Genomic DNA, 17,114 nt, shown 5'->3' with positions numbered 1-17,114 from the left:
GCTCGGCTCCATGAAGGTTCTTGCCGCCCGATCAGACCCTCTCCCAATGCTGCGCCAGCGTTCGCGGCGTGTGCATGTGGCCGTAGAGAAACGCCCAGAAATCCCGGCGGCGTTCCGTCTCGACGCTGGTCCAGATTTCATTCACCGCGGTGTAGCCGCACCAATAGGCATGGACGAAGGGAGCGCGCAGGTCGTGCGCGAGGAAAGCGAGGCGCGAACGCGTCGTGGTAAGGTCCTGCAAGGACGCCGCGGCGATCTCGGGCACGATCTCGTCGAGCGGTCGGCCCTCGCCATGGTGCATCCATGCCGCCGTGCAGCGCAGCGCGCTGCGCAGCTTCTGCAATGCCAATCCCAGCCGGTCCTCCGGTCCCTCGATCCAGTCGAGGAAGTGCAGGCCGTTGTCGGCTATGCCTTCGTACAGGGCGGAACTGGCGGAACTGGTAACAACCTGCGCAGCTTCGAGCGGCATGCGTTCCTCGGCAACCGCGATCTCGCGCAGCTTCATGTGCACCAGATGGCCGGGGAAGGCTTCGTGCGTGGCCAGATGCTTCAGGCTGAAGGCCGTGTAGGGGAAATCGAGATTCAGCAGCATCTGCCGGCTGGGATAGTCGCAATAGGCGGAGAAGGGGGCTGCATTGCAACCCACCGGCGTCATCCATTCGTCGTCGAAAGCGAACATGCGCGCCGCACAGCGGGCACGGGCCTCGGCCTGATAATCGGCGATGACCGCCAGCACCGTGTCGGTGGGAATGACGGCGCCTTCGGCCCAGCGTGCATGATCCTCGGCCAGGATCCGCCCCGGAAACCGAGTTCGTCCAGTGCCGAACGGATTTCCGAATGCAGGCCGTCGATGATCGGCTGCGGCACGGCCTTGAGCGGAACCCTGATCTGGCGCTCCAGCCGCTCGCCGAAGCTGATCGGGTCGCCGCGAAAGGTTGCGACCAGCGCCAGAAGGGAATCCGACATCTCGTCGAGCCAGTCACGGCGCAGCGCCGTCTCGGCATCGCCAAGCCGTGAGCGGAAGTCGATGAGTGCCTCCTCCGCTTCGTCATAGTCACGAAGCGCCTGCGGTGCGATCCCTGCGGCCATGGCCACCGGGATCAATCCTTCCGCATTGAGGAACCCCGCGCCACGGTTGGCGGCGCGATAGAGGCTGTCGATACCTGCCGTCAACCGGGCAAGCTGGCGTCCCAGTTCCATCACACATGCCCCGCGACGGGTTTCGGCTGGTAGGGAGCTTCCATGAGAGCGACATCCTCATCGGAGAGCTTCACCTCGAGCGCGGCAATGGCATCGTCGAACTGGTGAAGCTTGGAGATGCCGACGATGGGCGCGGTGATGCCGGGGCGGCTTGCCACCCAGGCATAGGCGATCTGCGCCATCGGGCGGCCATGGCGTTCCGCCACCTGGCGCACCGCGGCGGCCACGGCCTCGTCCTGCTCCTGGCTGCGGTCATAGAGGGCGCTGGCGGTACGGTCCGTATCGGTCCGCGTGGTCCCGCTGCGCCCGGCCAGCCGGCCGCGCGCCAGCGGGCTCCACGGGATGACGCCGATGCCCTCGCTGCGGCACATGGGCAGCATCTCGCGCTCTTCCTCGCGGTAGATCAGGTTGTAGTGGGGTTGCATGGAGACGAACGGCGCCCAGCCGTTGGCGCGTTGCAGACCGAGCGCCTTCATGAACTGCCAGGCAAACATGGACGAGGCGCCGAGATAGCGCACCTTGCCGGCGCGCACCACGTCGTTGAGCGCATCCAGCGTTTCCTCCAGCGGGGTCCCGTAGTCGAAGCGATGCAACTGGTATAGGTCGATATAGTCGGTGCCGAGCCGCTTGAGGCTGGCATCGACCGCTTCGAACACATGCTTGCGCGACAGGCCGCGGTCGTTGGGGTCGTCGCTCATGGCATTGTAAAGCTTGGAAGCGATCACAAGCCGATGGCGCGGCACGTCGGCCAGCGCCTCGCGCAGCACCTCCTCGCTGGCACCCAGCGAGTACATGTCGGCCGTGTCGAAGAAATTGATGCCAAGCTCCAGCGCCTTGAAGATGATCGGCCGCGCATCGTGCGGGCCCAGAACCCAGGGAGCCCAGGAAGGGGAACCGAATGTCATGCAGCCCAATGCCAGGCGTGACACTTTCAGGCCAGTTAGACCAAGATTGATATATTCCATTAGTACACACCTCCTCCTGAGGATTGGGATTCTGCCCGAGATTCGGGCCGAGTTTATGCCTGCGTCATAGGGGATTACGACAGGTTTTGCGAAAAATCCTTAATTCCGGATCGATTTCCGGCGTTTTTGGTGCGGTTTTCCCGCTGCTCATGTGCATTCAAGAAAATCGCTTGCCAAAGGTCAACTGTTCTATTTAACTATCACACATGTTCACTCTCGACGCCAACTGCATCGACAAGAGCCTGCCGGTTCCCGTGGGCACCCAGCTCCACGGGCTGCTCAGCTACATGCTGGCGTTCGGCGGCTACAGCTATGGCGACCGGCTGCCGTCCATCCGACAGCTCGCGGCTGATATCGGCGTCGCGCCGATGACGGTGGCGCAGGTCTACAGGCAGCTGCGCAACGACGGGCTGATCGAGACGCATCAGGGGCAGGGCGCCTTCGTGATCGTGCCGGCCGCGTCTGCCGATGTGGCGCCTTCCAATGTCTCTTTGCTGCGCGACGATATCGACAGGCTGCTGGGACGGGCCTCGGAACTCGGCGTCTCGACCATGTCGCTGATATCGATGCTGAACGCGCAATCCATGATGCGCGATGCGCGGCGGCGGCTGAACGTGGTGTTCGTGTGCATCTTCGAGGAGGCCGGGCGCGACTACGTGCGCCAGATTCAACCCTGCATGGAGGCGGGGGAGGAGATCACGCTGGTTACCTTCGACCAGATATCGCAGCCGGGGCCGGAGCTGGATGCCTGTCGCGCCGCCCATCTGGTGCTGACCTTCGTCCATCGCGAGGCGGATGCCCGCCGCCTCATCGGCTCCGACAAGGTGCTGGGGCTGCGCTTCATTCCCTCGCAGCAGACCCGGCAGAACCTGGCTTCGCTGGAGCCGCAGACGCCGGTTCTGGGGGTCACCCATCTCAAGGACTACATCGCCATAATGCGGCCGACCATCCGGGAGTTCGCGCCGCATCTGGCGGAGATCAACGTCACCTGGTCCTCGGCGGAAAACCTGGCCGAGGAAATCGACCGCTCCGGCGCGGTGATCTTCGCCACCGGCGCGGATCGCATCGCCGCCCTGGTGGCGCCGGGCGTGGCCTGCTTCGAGTTCCGCCACGCGCCGGACCCGAGCTTTCTGCGCTCGGTGCTGGTCCCCCGCCTCGCGCAGTTGCGGCAGGGAGACATTCGCGTCGCATAGGTTTTGCGTTCGTGCCGGGAGGTTCGCGCGCGAGCAGAAGACAAAAGGGAAGAGAATGAAAAAGCTGCTTCTTTCGGCCGGCCTGGCCGTGTTCCTGGCCATGTCGCACAATTCGGCCGCCGTGGCCGACACGAAGATCACCATCGGCGTCGATGTCGATGCCGGCACGCTCGATCCGCGGCTGGCGCGTGACTCGACCGCAATGCGCATCGGCGACCTACTGTTTTCCGGTCTCGTCCATCTCACCCCCTCGCTGGAGGCGGTGCCGGACCTGGCCGAAAGCTGGGAAACGCCCGATCCCACCACCTTCATCTTTCATCTGCGCGAGGGGTTGACCTTCTCGGACGGCTCGCCGCTCACGGCCGACGATGTGGTCTACACCTATCAGGCGTTGACCGATCCACAATTCGGCGCGCCCCAGCAGGCGCTCTACACGCCGATCAAGGCGGTCGAGGCGGTCGATCCGCGCACCGTCAAGTTCACCCTGAGCGCACCCTATGCGCCGCTGCTGAGCTATCTCGACATGGGCATTGTGCCGAAGGCGCTGGCCGGGAACGGGGCGGACTTCGCGCTAAAGCCGGTCGGAGCAGGGCCTATGAAGCTGGTGCGCTGGACCCGCGGCAGCGAAATGGTGCTGGCCGCCAACGAACACTACTGGGGCAAGGCGCCGACCGTCACCGAAATGACGGTGAAGATCATCGGTGACAACTCGGCCCGCGCGCAGGCCTTCGAGGCCGGCAACCTGGACGTCATCCAGTCGCCGCTTTCCCCCCAGGACGTCAAGCGCCTGAGCGCCGACGACCGCTTCGGCCATGCGATCATGGCAGGCCTCGGCATCACCTACCTGAATTTCGGCGTCAAGGATCCGCTGCTCTCCGACCCGGCGATGCGACGCGCCTTCGCCATGCTGGTCGATCAGGAAACGCTGGTGCGCGACATCTATCAGGGCGTGGACGAGGTGACGCATTCCGTGCTCCTGCCTTCGTCCTGGGCCTATGACGCGTCGATCTCGCAGCCGAAGTTCGATCCGGCTGCCGCAGTCGCCGCCTTCAACCAGCTCAGCTGGACCGACAGCAATGGCGACGGCATCCTCGACAAGGGCGGCAAGCCGCTGACGGTCACCATCGCCACCCATACCGAGGATCCGAACCGTGTCCAGGCGGTGGAATATCTACAGGCCATCTTCGAGATGGCGGGGATCAAGGCCGAGACCCGCATCAGCGACTGGGCGTCCTTCTCGACCAACTATGTCCAGAAAGGCGAGCACCAGATCGCGTTGCTCGGCTGGCTGGGGATCGTCGATCCCGACCGGCTGCTCTACTCGCAGCTCACCACTGGCGGCGGCAACAACTGGGCCGGCTACTCGAACCCCAAGGTCGACGAGCAGCTGAACCGCGGCCGCACCGAGACGGACCGTGCCGAGCGCGCCAAGGCCTATCAGGAAGCCGCCCGCATCATTGCCGAGGACGTGCCCTACTACATCATCTCGGCGCAGGGCTACCAGATGTTCTACGCCAAGGACCTGCCGGTGGAAAAGGTCCAGGCGAACCCGCGCGGCAACCTGCGCGGCGTCATAGGCCTGAACGACTAGGGGCCTGAACGACGAGGATCCTGAAGGGCTGAAGCCAGAAAGTCGTCCGTCGCGGTGCGGTATCCTGTTCCATACAGGAGCCGCATGACCGGAGCCGGCTGCCGCAACAGTCCTTCTTGCCCTGCTGTCCCATGGATCATCGGAACGAAATCCCATGTTGAGCTATATCCTGCGGCGACTGCTGCTGCTGATACCGATGGCGATCGGTATGGTGGTGGTGACATTCTGCCTGCTGCTGATCATTCCGGGAGACCCGGCGGCCATCCTGCTCGGCCAGGATGCCACCCCGGAGGCCATCGCCACCATGCGCCAGCAGCTTGGACTGGAAAACCCGTGGTATCTGCGGCTATGGGATTATTCCATCGCCCTCCTGCAGGGCGACATGGGCCGCTCCTGGTTCCAGAACCAGTCGGTCGCCTCGATCATCTACGAGCGGCTCGGCGCCACGATCGAGCTGGCCGTCGTGGCCCTGATCATCGCTACCATGGTGGGCATGTTCCTGGGCGTCGTCGCCGCCGTGCGGCAGGGTGGGCTTGTCGACACGCTGGCCATGCTGGTGGCGCAGCTTGGCGTGTCGATGCCGGTATATTGGCTCGGCCTGCTGCTCATGCTGGCCTTTGCCGTCAATCTCGGCTGGCTGCCGGCCATCGGCCGCGGAGCGCCGCTCAGTCAGGGCCTGCTCGACCTCATGTCGGGGCGACCGCAGACCTTGTGGGATTCGCTGTCCCACATGGCGTTGCCGGCGCTGGCGCTGGCGGCCAATTCGGCGGCGATCATATCGCGGCTGGTGCGCAGCTCGATGCTGGAAGTGCTGCGCGAGGATTTCGTGCGCACCGCCCTGGCCAAGGGCGTCGCGCCGCGGCGGGTGGTCTATCGTCATGCCTTGCGCAACGCGCTGCTGCCGGTCCTGTCGGTGATCGGCCTGCGCTTCGGCGCGCTGCTCGGCGGCGCGGTGCTGACCGAAAGCATCTTCGCCTGGCCGGGCCTCGGCCAGTTGACCGTCGCCGCCATCTCGCAGCGCGACTTCCCGCTGATACAGGGCATCGTGCTGACCTTCGCGATCATCTTCGCGCTGGTGAACCTCGTCGTCGACCTGCTCTACGCCGTCGTCGATCCGCGCGTGAGGCTGAGCTGAACCATGGCCATTTCCCTGCGTGTTCCCAAGAAACTGCGTAACGTCTCGCTGATCCTCGGCGCCGTGATCACGCTGACGATTTTCCTTCTGGCCGTCTTCGCGCCGCAGGTGGCGACCCATGCGGTCGAGCAGATCGACATGGCCAACCGCTTCTCCGGTCCCACCTGGGAGCATTGGCTGGGCACCGACAATTTCGGACGGGATCTGTGGTCGCGCATGGTCTACGGCGCCCGCATCTCGCTGAGCATCGCGCTGACCGCAGTCGCCGTTTCTGCCCTCGTCGGCACCGTGGTCGGGCTGGTCTCCGGCTATTTCGGCGGCTGGGTCGACATGCTGCTGATGCGCATCGCCGACATCTTCCTCGGCTTTCCGGCCATCGTCCTGGCGCTGGCCATCGTGGCGGCGTTGGGGCCGGGCGTGATCAACGTCGCCGTCGCCATTGCCGTGGTCGCATGGGCCGAATATGCGCGCGTGGTGCGCGCCGCGACGCTGGTGCTGCGCGAGCAGGTCTATGTGCAGGCGGCACGGTCGCTCGGCGCCAGCCACACGCGCGTCATCTTCCGCGAGATCCTGCCCAATGCGCTCGGCCCCATCATCGTGCTGTCGTCGCTGGGCCTGGGCACCGCCATCCTCGCGGAATCCGCGCTCAGTTTCCTCGGATTCGGACTGCCCCCACCGCAGCCGACCTGGGGCTGGACGCTTTCCTACGGCACCCGCTTCCTGCGGGATGAACCGTGGCTTTCCATCGTCTCGGGCGCCGCGATCATGATCACGGTGCTGGGCTTCAACCTGCTTGGCGATGGGCTGCGCGACGTGCTCGATCCGCGCCAGCTTTCGCGTGGCGGCGCAAAATCAAAGTAAGGAACTGGTAAATGGTAAAATCGATTAACGTGCTGCGGCCGAAATTCACCACCATGGCCGATGGCAACGACGCCGTGCTCGTCATGCATGAGCTGGTGGGCGAACAGGATGGCCCGACCATCGGTATCTCCGCCTCCATTCACGGCAACGAGAACACTGGCAGCCAGGTAATCCTCGACCTTTACCGCGTGCTCAAGGACATGCCGCTCAAGGGCCGTGTCCTGCTCCTGCCGGTGGTCAATCCCTATGCGTTCGCGGTCAACCACCGCTTCTCGACGATTGACGAACTCGACCTCAACCGACAGTTCCCCGGCAATCCCAACGGCACCTACAGCCAGCAGCTCGCCCATGCGCTGGTGCGCGAGTTCTTCCAGAAGATCGACGTGCATATCGACCTGCATTCGGGCACCGACCGGCCGACCGTCGATTATGTCTATATCGAGAACGACGAAGAGCTGTCGCGTGCCTTCGGTTCCAGGGTTCTGTACCGCCCGGTGCAGGGCAAGCAGGGCACGACCTTTGCCGGCACCACCAAGGCCGTCACCATCGAGACGCTCGGCATCTCCTCGGTGGTGATCGAGCTTGGCGGCGGCATTGTCGATCAGGGCCCCTATTGCAAGCGCACTCTGGACGGCATTCTCAACATGCTGCGCGTGCGTGGCACCATCTCCGGCGAGGCAGCACCCAATCCCAAGCAGATCGTGGTCACCGAGCTGGCCGGCATTCGACCTGTCCATGGCGGCTGGCTGGAGCCGCTGTGCCCGGCAAATGGCGAGTTCATCTCCGGCGACCAGCTTCTGGGCCGGGTTGTCTCGCCCTACACCTTCGAGACGCTGGAGGAGATCCGGACGCCTTTCAGGAACGGCGTGATGATCATGCAGCACCTGACCCGCAATCTGGTCAATGCCGGCGACTACGGCTTCATGGTGGGCAACATGGAAGGCGCGAGCGACTGATGCCGGACACACTCTTCACCAACGGCCGCGTGCTGGACGCGGAAGCGGGACGGCTGATCGAGGCCGAGGTCCTGGTCAGCGGCACCCGCATCGTCGCTGTGGGTGCCGGCCTCGAGCGTCCACGGGATGTGGTGGAGCTGGACCTTCGCGGCCACACGCTGATGCCGGGACTGATAGACTGCCATGTCCATGTCACGGCCGAAAGCCTCGACCTGTGGAGCAACGTCACGGCGCCATCCTCGCTCGCCGCGCTGCGCTCGGCAAGGGTGATGGAAGAGGCGCTGTCGCGCGGCTTCACCACGCTGCGCGATCTCGGCGGGGCCGATCTCGGCCTCGTGCTGGCATTGGAGGAGGGGCTGATCAAGGGCCCCCGCCTCATCATCTGCGGCAAGGCGCTGACCACCACCGGCGGCCATTCCGACCTGCGCGGGCGTACCGACGGGCGCCCCGACATGATGTCCGACCGGCTGGGTTCGATGGGCGTCGTCACCGACGGCGTCGACAATGTGCGCGCCGAATGCCGCAAGCAGATCAAGGAAGGCGCCAAGTTCATCAAGGTCATGGCCAATGGCGGTGTCTCTTCGCCCAATGACCCGATCCACTCGATCCAGTATTCGCGCGACGAGATCGCGGCCATGGTGGAGGAAGCGGAGAACGCCGGCCTCTATGTCTCGGCCCATGTCTATACCGACCGGGCGATCCGGCGTTGCGTCGAGCTGGGCGTGCACTCGCTCGAACACTGCAACCTGATCGAGCCCGAGACAGCGGCGCTTGCCGCAGAGCGCGGCTGCATCGCCGTGCCAACACTCGTCGCCTATGACGCGCTTGCCATCGAGGGCAAGGCGCTGGGGCTGGGGGCGGCCGAATTCGCCAAGATCAAGGTGGTGCAGAAGGGCGGCCTGCGCTCGCTCGAGATCATGCGCGAGGCCGGCCTGCCAATGGCTTTCGGCTCCGACCTTCTCGGCGCTCTGCGTCGCTATCGCTGCATGGAGTTCGAGATATTGGCGCGCGTGCTGACGCCGGCCGAGATCGTCCGTTCTGCCACCGTCATCGGCGCGAAGCTGTGCCGGCTCGAAGGTGAGATCGGCATTATCGCGCCGGGCGCCTGCGCCGACCTTCTGGTCGTTGCCGGCAATCCCCTGGAGGATATCTCGCTGCTTGCCGGAGACGGCGCCCGCATGCCCGCGATCATGGCGCGCGGGAAGTTCGTCAAGTCCGAGTTGCATCAGGCGTAAAACGCCCAGCCCGTGCCGGAGATCACGATGCCGATACTCAGCGTGGAGAACCTGACCACCTCCTTCCGCACCGAAGACGGATGGAAGACCGTCGTGCGTGACGTGAGCTTCACCATCGATTCCGGGGAAACCCTGGCTGTGGTGGGGGAATCGGGCTCGGGCAAGAGCGTGACCGCACTGTCAATCATGCGCCTTCTCCAGCCGGGTCTCGCCCGGCACGAGGGCCGCATCCTGTTTGAGGGGCAGGATCTCCTGACCCTTTCGGCCACCCGGATGCAGGCGATACGCGGCAACCGCATTGCCATGATCTTCCAGGAGCCGATGACCTCGCTCAATCCCGTAATGACGGTGGGCGACCAGATCGCCGAAGCGCTGTCCATCCATCGCGGCCTCAAGGGGCGCGAGGCGCTGAAGGAGGCGGTGCGTCTGCTGGAGCGGGTGCGCATTCCCGCGGCCGCGCAGCGCGCATCGGAATATCCGCATCTCCTGTCCGGCGGCATGCGCCAGCGGGTGATGATCGCCATGGCGCTGGCCTGCCGGCCGCGCCTGCTGATCGCCGACGAGCCGACCACCGCGCTCGATGTGACCATCCAGGCCCAGATCCTCGAACTGATCCGCGAGTTGCAGCGCGAGGAAGAGATGGGCGTTCTGTTCATCACCCACGACATGGGCGTGGTCGCGGAGATCGCCAACCGGGTCACGGTCATGTATCGCGGCGACGTGGTGGAGACGGAAGAGACAGCCTCCCTGTTCGCCGCACCCCGCCACCCTTATACGCGCGCGCTGCTTTCGGCCGTGCCGGCGCTGGGGCAGATGCAAGCAAGCACCCGCCCGAAGCGCTTTGATCTGGTCGATCCGGTGACCGGCGTCGCCAAGCCGGCGCCGGAAACCCTCGACACGGTTCGCGATGAGCCGCTTCTGGAGGTGAAGAACCTCGTTGTGCGCTATCCGCTGCATTCGGGCGTGTTCCGCCGCCTTTCGGCTCGGGTCCACGCCATCGAGAATGTCAGCTTCGACCTGAAGCAGGGCGAGACGCTGGCGCTGGTCGGGGAATCGGGTTGCGGCAAATCCACCATGGGGCGCGCGCTGATGCGCATGACGCATGCCGAATCCGGCTCGGTCAAACTGCTCGGCAAGGACATATTGGGCGCCGATGCCGATATCGACGAACTGCGACGCTCCGTCCAGATGGTGTTCCAGGACCCCTTCGCTAGCCTCAACCCGCGCCGTCGGATCGGCCGGGCAATCGCCGAGCCGCTCTTCATCCACAAGGTCTGCGGCGAGGCCGAGGCAAAGGAGAGGGTCGGTCGCCTGCTGGAGCAGGTCGGCCTTTCCCGCGACATGGCCGGCCGCTATCCGCACGAGTTCTCAGGCGGCCAGCGTCAGCGCATCTGCATCGCGCGGGCTCTGGCGCTGGAGCCGAAGCTGATCATCGCCGACGAATCCGTCTCGGCGCTGGATGTGTCGATCAAGGCACAGACCATCAACCTGATGCTCGACCTGCAGGAGCGGCTGGGCCTTTCCTATCTGTTCATCAGCCATGACATGGCGGTGGTGGAACGTGTGAGTCATCGCATCGCAGTGATGTATCTGGGCGAGATCGTCGAGATCGGACCCCGCGCCGAGGTGCTGGGCAATCCCCGCCATCCCTATACCAGGCGCCTGATCGAGGCGGTTCCGGTGCCCGATCCCACCCGCTGCCATGGCGAGCGCAGGCTCGACGTCACCGAGATTGCCAGCCCCGTACGCGGCCTCGATTATCGCCCGCCCGCCCGTCTCTATGACCAGGTTTCGCCCGGCCATCTGGTCATGCAGGAGGTGGGCGCGTGAGCCTGCCCTACGATCCGCAAGAAATTTCACGTCTCGTTGCCGGGCCGAAGCCGGCCGTCATGGTGTTCGACTATCTGCGCGCAGGGCTGAAGCGGGACGCGGCCTGCGGCCTGCTGACGGCACTGGTCTACGATATGCCGTCGATGCGCTCCTGCCGGGTGTTTTCCGACGATCTCGACGCCTATCCGGTGGGCAATTACAAGCGGCTGATGGCAGGCCCCTATTTCGAGAAGGTGGTAATGGGCAAGGCGCCTTTTGCAACGACCGGCATCGAGGGCGTGGCGGAGCTGTTCTTCGACTGGCGCAAAATCCAGGAGCTCGGCTTCGAATCGAGCCTGAACATCCCCGCTGTGGTCGATGGGGAACTGATCGGCACCGCCAATCTCCTGGCGTCCAAGGGCACCTACACGCCAATGACGGTGGCCCGGGCCCTGCTCTGGCAACCGGTGATCACGCTGGCCTTCCTGCTTCTCACCCGGCCCGGCGCTGAAGGCGAAACCTTCCATGACGGTTTGCGGATTGCAGGCGAGGGGAAGGTGGAAGGCTGACCGGCAGGCCGCCTTCCGGACAAATCGCTGCGCTTGAACCGGGTTCAGCCCAGCGGCGGCAGTTCCAGCAGGGCGTGAGCGGCCGCCTCGTCGGTGATCAGGACCTTGGCGTTGGTGGCGGCTATGCCGGCGCGGATGGCGTGGATCTTGCGTACGCCGCCGGAAGAAATGATGACCTTCGGCACCTTGCGGATGTCCGCCGGGTTGATCGACATCGCTCGCCGGTTGACCTGATGGTCAATGACCGTCCCTTCCGTGTTGACGAAGCGGCCGAGCACGTCGCCGACACCGCCGGCGTCCTTCAGGCTCTGGCCATCTTCCCATGACAGGATGCCGCGCCGGAAGATCGATGCCTGCTTGCTGATGTCGCTGACGCTGAGCAGGGCCATGTCGACCTGGCGCGCGCGTTCCTGAAGCTGCTTGAGGTCTTCGAGCTGCCACAGCGCCGTGGCCAGTTCCTCATGCGGTACGAAGATCGGCGCGGTGATCTGGAACAGCTCTGTCTTGTAGAACTCCGCCAGCCGCCAGGCGACGGCCGAGGGGTTGTGGGCCGCGGCATGGGTGAGCCCGCCCAGCAGCGACACCACCGTCATGTTCTCGACCTCGCGCCAACTCAGCGAATTCATGCAGGCCTGGAGGGTCGCGCCCCAGCCGACGCCGATCGTCAGCCCGTCGCTGACGCGCTCGGAAATGTAGCGGCCGGTGGCATGGCCGACCACGGCGGCGATGCTCGCCTCCGTCTGGTCCTGCGCCGGCGCGACGATCGCTTCGAACAGGCCGAAATGCCGCTCCAGCGCCCGCTGCAGCTTGAGCAAGGGCTCTGCCTGCGCATTGATCGAAATCTGCACCGTGCCGTCCTCGCGCGTGGCGGCCAGCAGACGCAATGCCTTGATACGGCTGATGCCCAGATGCTGGGCGACCTGCTCCTGCGTCAGGCCCTCGATGAAATAGAGCCATGCCGCGCGCAGCTTCAGTTCGTCCTGGTCGGATTGGAACTTGGTCTTTTTCTGGCGGGTGGCGGTGCGGGCCATGGTCGTCTCCTCCTCGGAGGGCAGATAGCCGAATTCAACGCAAAGTGGAATCGGGTGTGGCACATCGGTGCACGATTTATGTGGTCTTGTAAGTTCTAATATTGAACAATTATTCCTATTTTGCAATAAATGTTCTATTGCGGTGCGAAAGGCCCTGCGCAATGCGGTGTGCAATGCGGCCAGGCAGGGCAGGGCCGCGGCTGAAACAGGGACAGGATTTCATGCGCATTTTGATTTCGAACGACGACGGGATCGAGGCTCCCGGCATCAAGGTTCTTGAGGAGGCCGCGCTGCGCCTGAGCGATGACGTCTGGGTCATTGCGCCGGACGGCAATCGCAGCGGCTTCGGTCATTGCATCAGCCTGCGCAAGGGATTTTCCGTCAGCCGTGTCGCTGAGCAGCGTTATGCCTGCACCGGCACCCCGGCCGATTGCGTCATCGCCGGCCTGAACTGGGTGTTCCGCGACGGCAGACGTCCGGACATGGTGCTGTCGGGTATCAATGAGGGGCGCAACGTGGCCGAGGACGTGTCTTACTCCGGCACCATGGCGGTGGCGCGCGAGGCGGCGCTGAACGGCATTCCGGGCATCGCCTTCTCGGCTCCGCGCGACAGTGAAACTTTTTCCAATGCCAGCTTCGACTGGCTGTCGGCACGCATCCGATCCTTCTGGGAAACACGCGGCGAATGGGCCACCGAAGGTCACTGGCTGAACGTCAACCTGCCGCGCCGCGTGCCCGCACCCATGCGGGCTGCCCGTATCGGCCGCGACAAGGTGGCGACCCGCGTCCTCATCCATGAGGAGGACGCGGTTTCGGCCCGCATCGAGCCGCTGGCCGACCGCAACTATTTCACCACGGGGGAAGACGAGAACGGTCTGATCGACAGCGGTTTTGCCGCCGTCACCTGCCTGAACTGGTTCGGCAATGCGCAGGTGCCGGCCGGCGCCCTGCACGATCTGGAGACCGCTTAAACATCATCGGGATTGGTCTCCGCCCCCTGTTTCGAAAAGGGGCGGAGACCTTTTCATCTCAATATTTTGGGTAGACCGTCTCAAGTACGTCATCAAGATAGTTGTTGGTGAAGCTGTCCAGCGTGCGCACCGCCGTCTCGATGCGGCCGTCGGGGTGGAAGCTGTGCTCCAGATAGCCGACGAGGCGCGTGCCGCCCATCTCCGGCACCAGCTCCTCGCGGGTAGTGAAGGCGATCGAGGAGCACCATTCCAGCCGGATCTGGCCATAGGCGCGCGAGCGCTGCTGATGCAGGTGGCCGCTGCCGATGAACTTGAGAGACGGGTGGTCGATGAGCCTGCGCAGCCGTTCGGTGCCACTGGGGTCCACGGTCCAGTAGGTGAGCTCGGTCACTTCCGGCACGTCGATGAACAGCGGCTGATGGGTGAACACCGCAAGATGCAGGTCGCCAAGGGTGTCGAGTTGCTCGTCCAGCCAGGCGAACTGTTCCTGCTCTTCCGGAAGGCCGGAGCCGATCAGCATGGAGTTGACGCCGACGATGCGCCAGCCGTCACGGTCGAAGGACCAGCGGTCCTTGTCGTAATAGCGCTTGTAGCGGGCAAGGCGGCCGGCATTGATTCGGCTGCCCTTCTCCTCTTCCGTCTTCGACAGGTTCGGATTGTCGCCGATGTCGTGATTACCGGGAATATAGAGGATCTCCTTGCCGGCCCGGGCGAGAAAATCGCGGCAAAAGGCGTAGTCTTCCTCGAAACGGATGCCGTCCAGCGTGATGTCGCCGGTGTGCACGATGTAATCGTGATCGGAAGCCTTGAGCGGAGCGATCATCTCCTCGTTGTTCTGGCGGAAATGCTCGGTGCGCGGCGAAAGGTGGGTATCGGATATGTGCAGGATGCGGAACGGACTCATCGGGTTCTCCATGGAAGGCATTGCGCCGCCGCGCTTTTCGCATATTTTACAGATTTGTACAAATGTATTGACCTTGATAGAATAGTTCAATATTTTCGATTTCAGAGATCGCGATGCGGCACTTCTTGTGTGCCGGGCCATCAGCATCTGTAGCCGCATCCCATGGAGGAAAACCGGAATGTCGGGGATCGAGATTGCCAGCCTGAACAAGAGCTGGGCCACCTTCAATGCGGTGCAGGACGTTTCCTTCACGGTCGAGGCAGGTACGCTGACCGTGCTTCTGGGCCCCTCCGGTTGCGGCAAGTCGACGACGCTGCGGCTCATCGCCGGCCTTGAAAGCGCCACTTCCGGCGCGATCCGCATCGGCGGCCGCGACGTCACCAACGAGCCGCCGGCAAAACGCGACCTTGCCATGGTGTTCCAGTCCTATGCGCTGTTCCCGCATCTGAGCGTGGCGGAAAACATCGTTTTCGGTCTCAAGGTGCGCAAGGTGCCCGCGGCCGAGAGGGCCCGCCGCTTGCAGCGCGCTGTGGATATTCTCGGCCTTTCCCATCTTCTCGATCGCAAGCCTTCGCAATTGTCGGGTGGTCAGCAGCAGCGTGTCGCGCTCGGCCGGGCCATCGTGGCCGAGGCTCCCGTCTGCCTGATGGATGAGCCGCTTTCCAATCTCGATGCCCAGCTTCGTCACGAGATGCGCAAGGAGATCCGCTCCATCCAGAAGTCGCTCGGCATGACCATGGTCTATGTCACCCATGACCAGATCGAGGCGATGAGCCTGGCCGACCAGGTCATTCTCATGCGCAACGGCAGGATCGAGCAGAAGGCGACGCCTTCCGAGCTCTATCTGCGCCCCGCCACATCGTTCGCCGCACGCTTCATCGGCACGCCGCCGATGAATCTGGTCGAACTGGTGGACAGCGCCGGAGGTGCCGTCGTCAAGGGCACCAATGGCCCTGCTCTGGTTGAGGGCGAGGGCGCCGGCCTGCTGCTTGGCGTGCGCCCGGAGGAGATCCGGATCGCTTCCACCGGCATCGTACCCGCCATCGTGCAGTCGATCGACTATCACGGCGCCGACAGCATTCTGGAGTGTCTGGTGGGCGACCAGCTTCTTCAGGTGCGGGTGGAAGGCGTGCGCCGCCACGCAGTGGGCGACTCGATCGGCCTCAACTGGAAGCCCGAGGCCATGCATGTCTTCGACAAGGAAACGACCCGGCGCGTCGAGCGCAAGGTGCTGGTGACTGCCGATGGTGCCGGCGAGGTGCCGGCTCTGCGGGCAGTCAAGTAGTTGGGCAAAGCCGCCTTCTGTCGGCGGTCAGCCACATCGAAATCTGGATTTTTTACGGGAGGAAAGACAATGAATTCCTGGACTGGATGGATAAAGGGCGCGCTGGCAGGCGTTGCCATGCTGGGTGCAGGCGCCGCACAGGCGGCGCCCGTCGAGATCAATTTCTACTACCCCGTCGCCATAGGCGGGCCGGTGGCCAAGATCGTGGAGGACCTGATCACCCGTTTCGAGGCTGATCATCCCGACATCAAGGTGAAGCCGGTCTATTCGGGCACCTATCCCGAGACGATCAGCAAGGCGCTCACCGCCTACCGCGCCGGCCAGCCGCCGGAAGTCGCGGTCATGCTGTCGACCGACATGTACACTCTGATCGACGAGGACGCGATCGTCCCCTTCGACGACTTCGTCAAGACCGACGAGGACAAGGCGTGGCTGGAAGGGTTTTTCCCGGTGTTCATGGTCAACAGCGAGCATGACGGCAAGACCTGGGGCGTTCCGTTCCAGCGCGGCACAACGTTGTTCTTCTGGAACAAGGATGCGTTCAAGGAAGTCGGCCTCGACCCGGAAAAGGGTCCGCAGAACTGGGACGAGGTGGTCGAGTTCGCCACGAAGCTGACCAAACGCGAAGCCGACGGCAATGTCAGCCGCTGGGGCATGCAGGTTCCGTCCTCGCTGACCTCCTACTGGCTGCTGCAAGGCTATGTCGCCCAGAATGACGGCAAGATCGCCGATGAGACCGGCACGCAGACCCACTTCGATTCCCCAGAAGTGGTCGAGGCGCTGCAGTACTGGGTCGATCTCGCCCACAAGCACAAGGTCATGAAGCCGGGCGTCATCGAATGGGCGACCAACCCGAAGGACTTCTTCGAGGGCCGTGCCGCGATGATCACCACCACCAGCGGCAACCTCACCAACATCAAGACCAACGCGCCGTTCCCCTTCGGCGTGCAGATCCTGCCCGAGCACAAGAAGCGCGGCGCGCCGACCAGCGGCGGCAACGCCTATATCTTCAACGGCGTGGCGCCGGAGAAGCAGGAGGCCGCCTTCCAGTTCGTGAAGTGGCTGTCCTCGCCCGAGCAGGCGGCCGAATGGAGCATCAAGACCGGCTACATCGCCGCACGCGAGGATGCCTGGGCGACCGAGGCCATGAAGGCCTATGTCGCCGAGTTCCCCGGCGCGCTCGTGCCGCATGAGCAGATTCCCTACATGGTGCCGGAGCTGTCCACGCATGAGAACCAGCGCATCTCGCGTGTCATCGACGACGCCATAGAGGCGTCCCTGACGGCCAAGAAGCAGCCGGCGCAGGCGCTTTCCGATGCCCAGAAGGAAGCGGACCGCATCCTCGAGGACTACCGCGACTGATCGTATCTGCGGCCATGGGGCGTCAATTGCGCTCCGTGGCGCACGCA

Annotated in this window: 16 protein-coding genes; 11 read left to right on the top strand and 5 right to left on the bottom strand. The window is 64.1% G+C overall.

Features of this window, described 5'->3' with window-relative positions; translation table 11 throughout:
- Positions 1–31: 31 nt before the first annotated feature.
- From ACVCNR_RS19985 to ACVCNR_RS19975, 3 genes are read right to left on the bottom strand one after another with little or no spacing between them, the layout of a single operon-like run.
- Positions 32–679 carry a hypothetical protein gene (locus ACVCNR_RS19985; RefSeq protein WP_447076203.1) on the bottom strand — a complete coding sequence of 216 codons (648 nt, stop codon included), beginning with the start codon at positions 677–679 and terminating at the stop codon, positions 32–34.
- Positions 652–1,200 (bottom strand): hypothetical protein, encoded by a 549-nt coding sequence (locus ACVCNR_RS19980; protein WP_447076202.1) that lies wholly within the window; start codon positions 1,198–1,200, stop codon positions 652–654. Before ACVCNR_RS19980 ends, ACVCNR_RS19985 begins: the two co-directional genes overlap by 28 nt.
- Positions 1,200–2,165, bottom strand: coding sequence for an aldo/keto reductase (locus tag ACVCNR_RS19975; protein WP_354193671.1), 966 nt, complete (start codon positions 2,163–2,165; stop codon positions 1,200–1,202). The genes ACVCNR_RS19980 and ACVCNR_RS19975 overlap by 1 nt, the downstream gene beginning before the upstream one ends.
- A gap of 206 nt (positions 2,166–2,371) precedes the next feature.
- Between ACVCNR_RS19975 and ACVCNR_RS19970 the strand changes: the two genes are divergently transcribed.
- The 8 genes from ACVCNR_RS19970 to ACVCNR_RS19935 all read left to right on the top strand — a co-directional run bounded on the left by ACVCNR_RS19970 (position 2,372) and on the right by ACVCNR_RS19935 (position 11,514).
- Positions 2,372–3,358 (top strand): GntR family transcriptional regulator, encoded by a 987-nt coding sequence (locus ACVCNR_RS19970; protein WP_447076201.1) that lies wholly within the window; start codon positions 2,372–2,374, stop codon positions 3,356–3,358.
- A gap of 55 nt (positions 3,359–3,413) precedes the next feature.
- Positions 3,414–4,949, top strand: coding sequence for an ABC transporter substrate-binding protein (locus ACVCNR_RS19965; RefSeq protein WP_447076200.1), 1,536 nt, complete (start codon positions 3,414–3,416; stop codon positions 4,947–4,949).
- 154 nt (positions 4,950–5,103) lie between these two features.
- Positions 5,104–6,084, top strand: a complete 981-nt coding sequence (locus ACVCNR_RS19960; protein WP_354193674.1) for an ABC transporter permease — start codon at positions 5,104–5,106, stop codon at positions 6,082–6,084.
- Between the two features lie 3 nt (positions 6,085–6,087).
- Complete coding sequence (locus ACVCNR_RS19955; RefSeq protein ID WP_354193675.1) at positions 6,088–6,945, top strand: ABC transporter permease; 858 nt, start codon at positions 6,088–6,090, stop codon at positions 6,943–6,945.
- A gap of 11 nt (positions 6,946–6,956) precedes the next feature.
- Entirely contained in the window at positions 6,957–7,901 is a 945-nt protein-coding gene (locus ACVCNR_RS19950; RefSeq protein WP_354193676.1) for a succinylglutamate desuccinylase/aspartoacylase family protein, read from the top strand.
- Positions 7,901–9,136: a metal-dependent hydrolase family protein gene (locus tag ACVCNR_RS19945; protein WP_447076199.1), complete on the top strand. Its 1,236-nt coding sequence runs from the start codon at positions 7,901–7,903 to the stop codon at positions 9,134–9,136. Before ACVCNR_RS19950 ends, ACVCNR_RS19945 begins: the two co-directional genes overlap by 1 nt.
- Before the next feature lie 27 nt (positions 9,137–9,163).
- Positions 9,164–10,966, top strand: coding sequence for an ABC transporter ATP-binding protein (locus ACVCNR_RS19940; protein ID WP_447076198.1), 1,803 nt, complete (start codon positions 9,164–9,166; stop codon positions 10,964–10,966).
- Complete coding sequence (locus ACVCNR_RS19935; RefSeq protein WP_447076197.1) at positions 10,963–11,514, top strand: hypothetical protein; 552 nt, start codon at positions 10,963–10,965, stop codon at positions 11,512–11,514. Before ACVCNR_RS19940 ends, ACVCNR_RS19935 begins: the two co-directional genes overlap by 4 nt.
- A 44-nt stretch (positions 11,515–11,558) precedes the next feature.
- Here ACVCNR_RS19935 and ACVCNR_RS19930 read toward each other — a convergent pair whose 3' ends face one another.
- On the bottom strand, positions 11,559–12,545 hold the full coding sequence (locus ACVCNR_RS19930; protein ID WP_447076196.1) for a sugar-binding transcriptional regulator: 987 nt from the start codon (positions 12,543–12,545) through the stop codon (positions 11,559–11,561).
- A 221-nt stretch (positions 12,546–12,766) separates the two neighbouring features.
- Here ACVCNR_RS19930 and surE point away from each other — a divergent pair, with 221 nt between their 5' ends.
- Entirely contained in the window at positions 12,767–13,516 is a 750-nt protein-coding gene (surE, locus tag ACVCNR_RS19925; RefSeq protein ID WP_354193681.1) for a 5'/3'-nucleotidase SurE, read from the top strand.
- A 58-nt stretch (positions 13,517–13,574) separates the two neighbouring features.
- Here the strand turns inward: surE and ACVCNR_RS19920 are convergent, their stop codons facing one another.
- Positions 13,575–14,420 carry a metallophosphoesterase family protein gene (locus tag ACVCNR_RS19920; RefSeq protein WP_447076195.1) on the bottom strand — a complete coding sequence of 282 codons (846 nt, stop codon included), beginning with the start codon at positions 14,418–14,420 and terminating at the stop codon, positions 13,575–13,577.
- A gap of 178 nt (positions 14,421–14,598) precedes the next feature.
- On the opposite strand from ACVCNR_RS19920, the gene ACVCNR_RS19915 reads away from it, so the two are divergent.
- Both ACVCNR_RS19915 and ACVCNR_RS19910 read left to right on the top strand, forming a co-directional pair.
- Positions 14,599–15,705, top strand: coding sequence for an ABC transporter ATP-binding protein (locus ACVCNR_RS19915; RefSeq protein ID WP_447076194.1), 1,107 nt, complete (start codon positions 14,599–14,601; stop codon positions 15,703–15,705).
- A gap of 69 nt (positions 15,706–15,774) precedes the next feature.
- Positions 15,775–17,067 carry an ABC transporter substrate-binding protein gene (locus ACVCNR_RS19910; protein WP_447076193.1) on the top strand — a complete coding sequence of 431 codons (1,293 nt, stop codon included), beginning with the start codon at positions 15,775–15,777 and terminating at the stop codon, positions 17,065–17,067.
- Positions 17,068–17,114 lie beyond the last annotated feature (47 nt).

The sequence above is a fragment of the Aquamicrobium terrae genome, from assembly GCF_052978165.1.
Note: the sequence above shows the minus strand (reverse complement) of the source record. Positions and strands in the feature narration are given on the sequence as shown.

Excerpts from the sequence above, each read along its gene's own strand:
- ACVCNR_RS19985 (WP_447076203.1), bottom strand. The coding sequence starts at position 679 with ATGTTCGCTTTCGACGACGAATGGATGACGCCGGTGGGTTGCAATGCA.
- ACVCNR_RS19980 (WP_447076202.1), bottom strand. The coding sequence starts at position 1,200 with ATGGAACTGGGACGCCAGCTTGCCCGGTTGACGGCAGGTATCGACAGC.
- ACVCNR_RS19975 (WP_354193671.1), bottom strand. The coding sequence starts at position 2,165 with ATGGAATATATCAATCTTGGTCTAACTGGCCTGAAAGTGTCACGCCTG.
- ACVCNR_RS19970 (WP_447076201.1), top strand. The coding sequence starts at position 2,372 with ATGTTCACTCTCGACGCCAACTGCATCGACAAGAGCCTGCCGGTTCCC.
- ACVCNR_RS19965 (WP_447076200.1), top strand. The coding sequence starts at position 3,414 with ATGAAAAAGCTGCTTCTTTCGGCCGGCCTGGCCGTGTTCCTGGCCATG.
- ACVCNR_RS19960 (WP_354193674.1), top strand. The coding sequence starts at position 5,104 with ATGTTGAGCTATATCCTGCGGCGACTGCTGCTGCTGATACCGATGGCG.
- ACVCNR_RS19955 (WP_354193675.1), top strand. The coding sequence starts at position 6,088 with ATGGCCATTTCCCTGCGTGTTCCCAAGAAACTGCGTAACGTCTCGCTG.
- ACVCNR_RS19950 (WP_354193676.1), top strand. The coding sequence starts at position 6,957 with ATGGTAAAATCGATTAACGTGCTGCGGCCGAAATTCACCACCATGGCC.
- ACVCNR_RS19945 (WP_447076199.1), top strand. The coding sequence starts at position 7,901 with ATGCCGGACACACTCTTCACCAACGGCCGCGTGCTGGACGCGGAAGCG.
- ACVCNR_RS19940 (WP_447076198.1), top strand. The coding sequence starts at position 9,164 with ATGCCGATACTCAGCGTGGAGAACCTGACCACCTCCTTCCGCACCGAA.
- ACVCNR_RS19930 (WP_447076196.1), bottom strand. The coding sequence starts at position 12,545 with ATGGCCCGCACCGCCACCCGCCAGAAAAAGACCAAGTTCCAATCCGAC.
- surE (WP_354193681.1), top strand. The coding sequence starts at position 12,767 with ATGCGCATTTTGATTTCGAACGACGACGGGATCGAGGCTCCCGGCATC.
- ACVCNR_RS19920 (WP_447076195.1), bottom strand. The coding sequence starts at position 14,420 with ATGAGTCCGTTCCGCATCCTGCACATATCCGATACCCACCTTTCGCCG.
- ACVCNR_RS19915 (WP_447076194.1), top strand. The coding sequence starts at position 14,599 with ATGTCGGGGATCGAGATTGCCAGCCTGAACAAGAGCTGGGCCACCTTC.
- ACVCNR_RS19910 (WP_447076193.1), top strand. The coding sequence starts at position 15,775 with ATGAATTCCTGGACTGGATGGATAAAGGGCGCGCTGGCAGGCGTTGCC.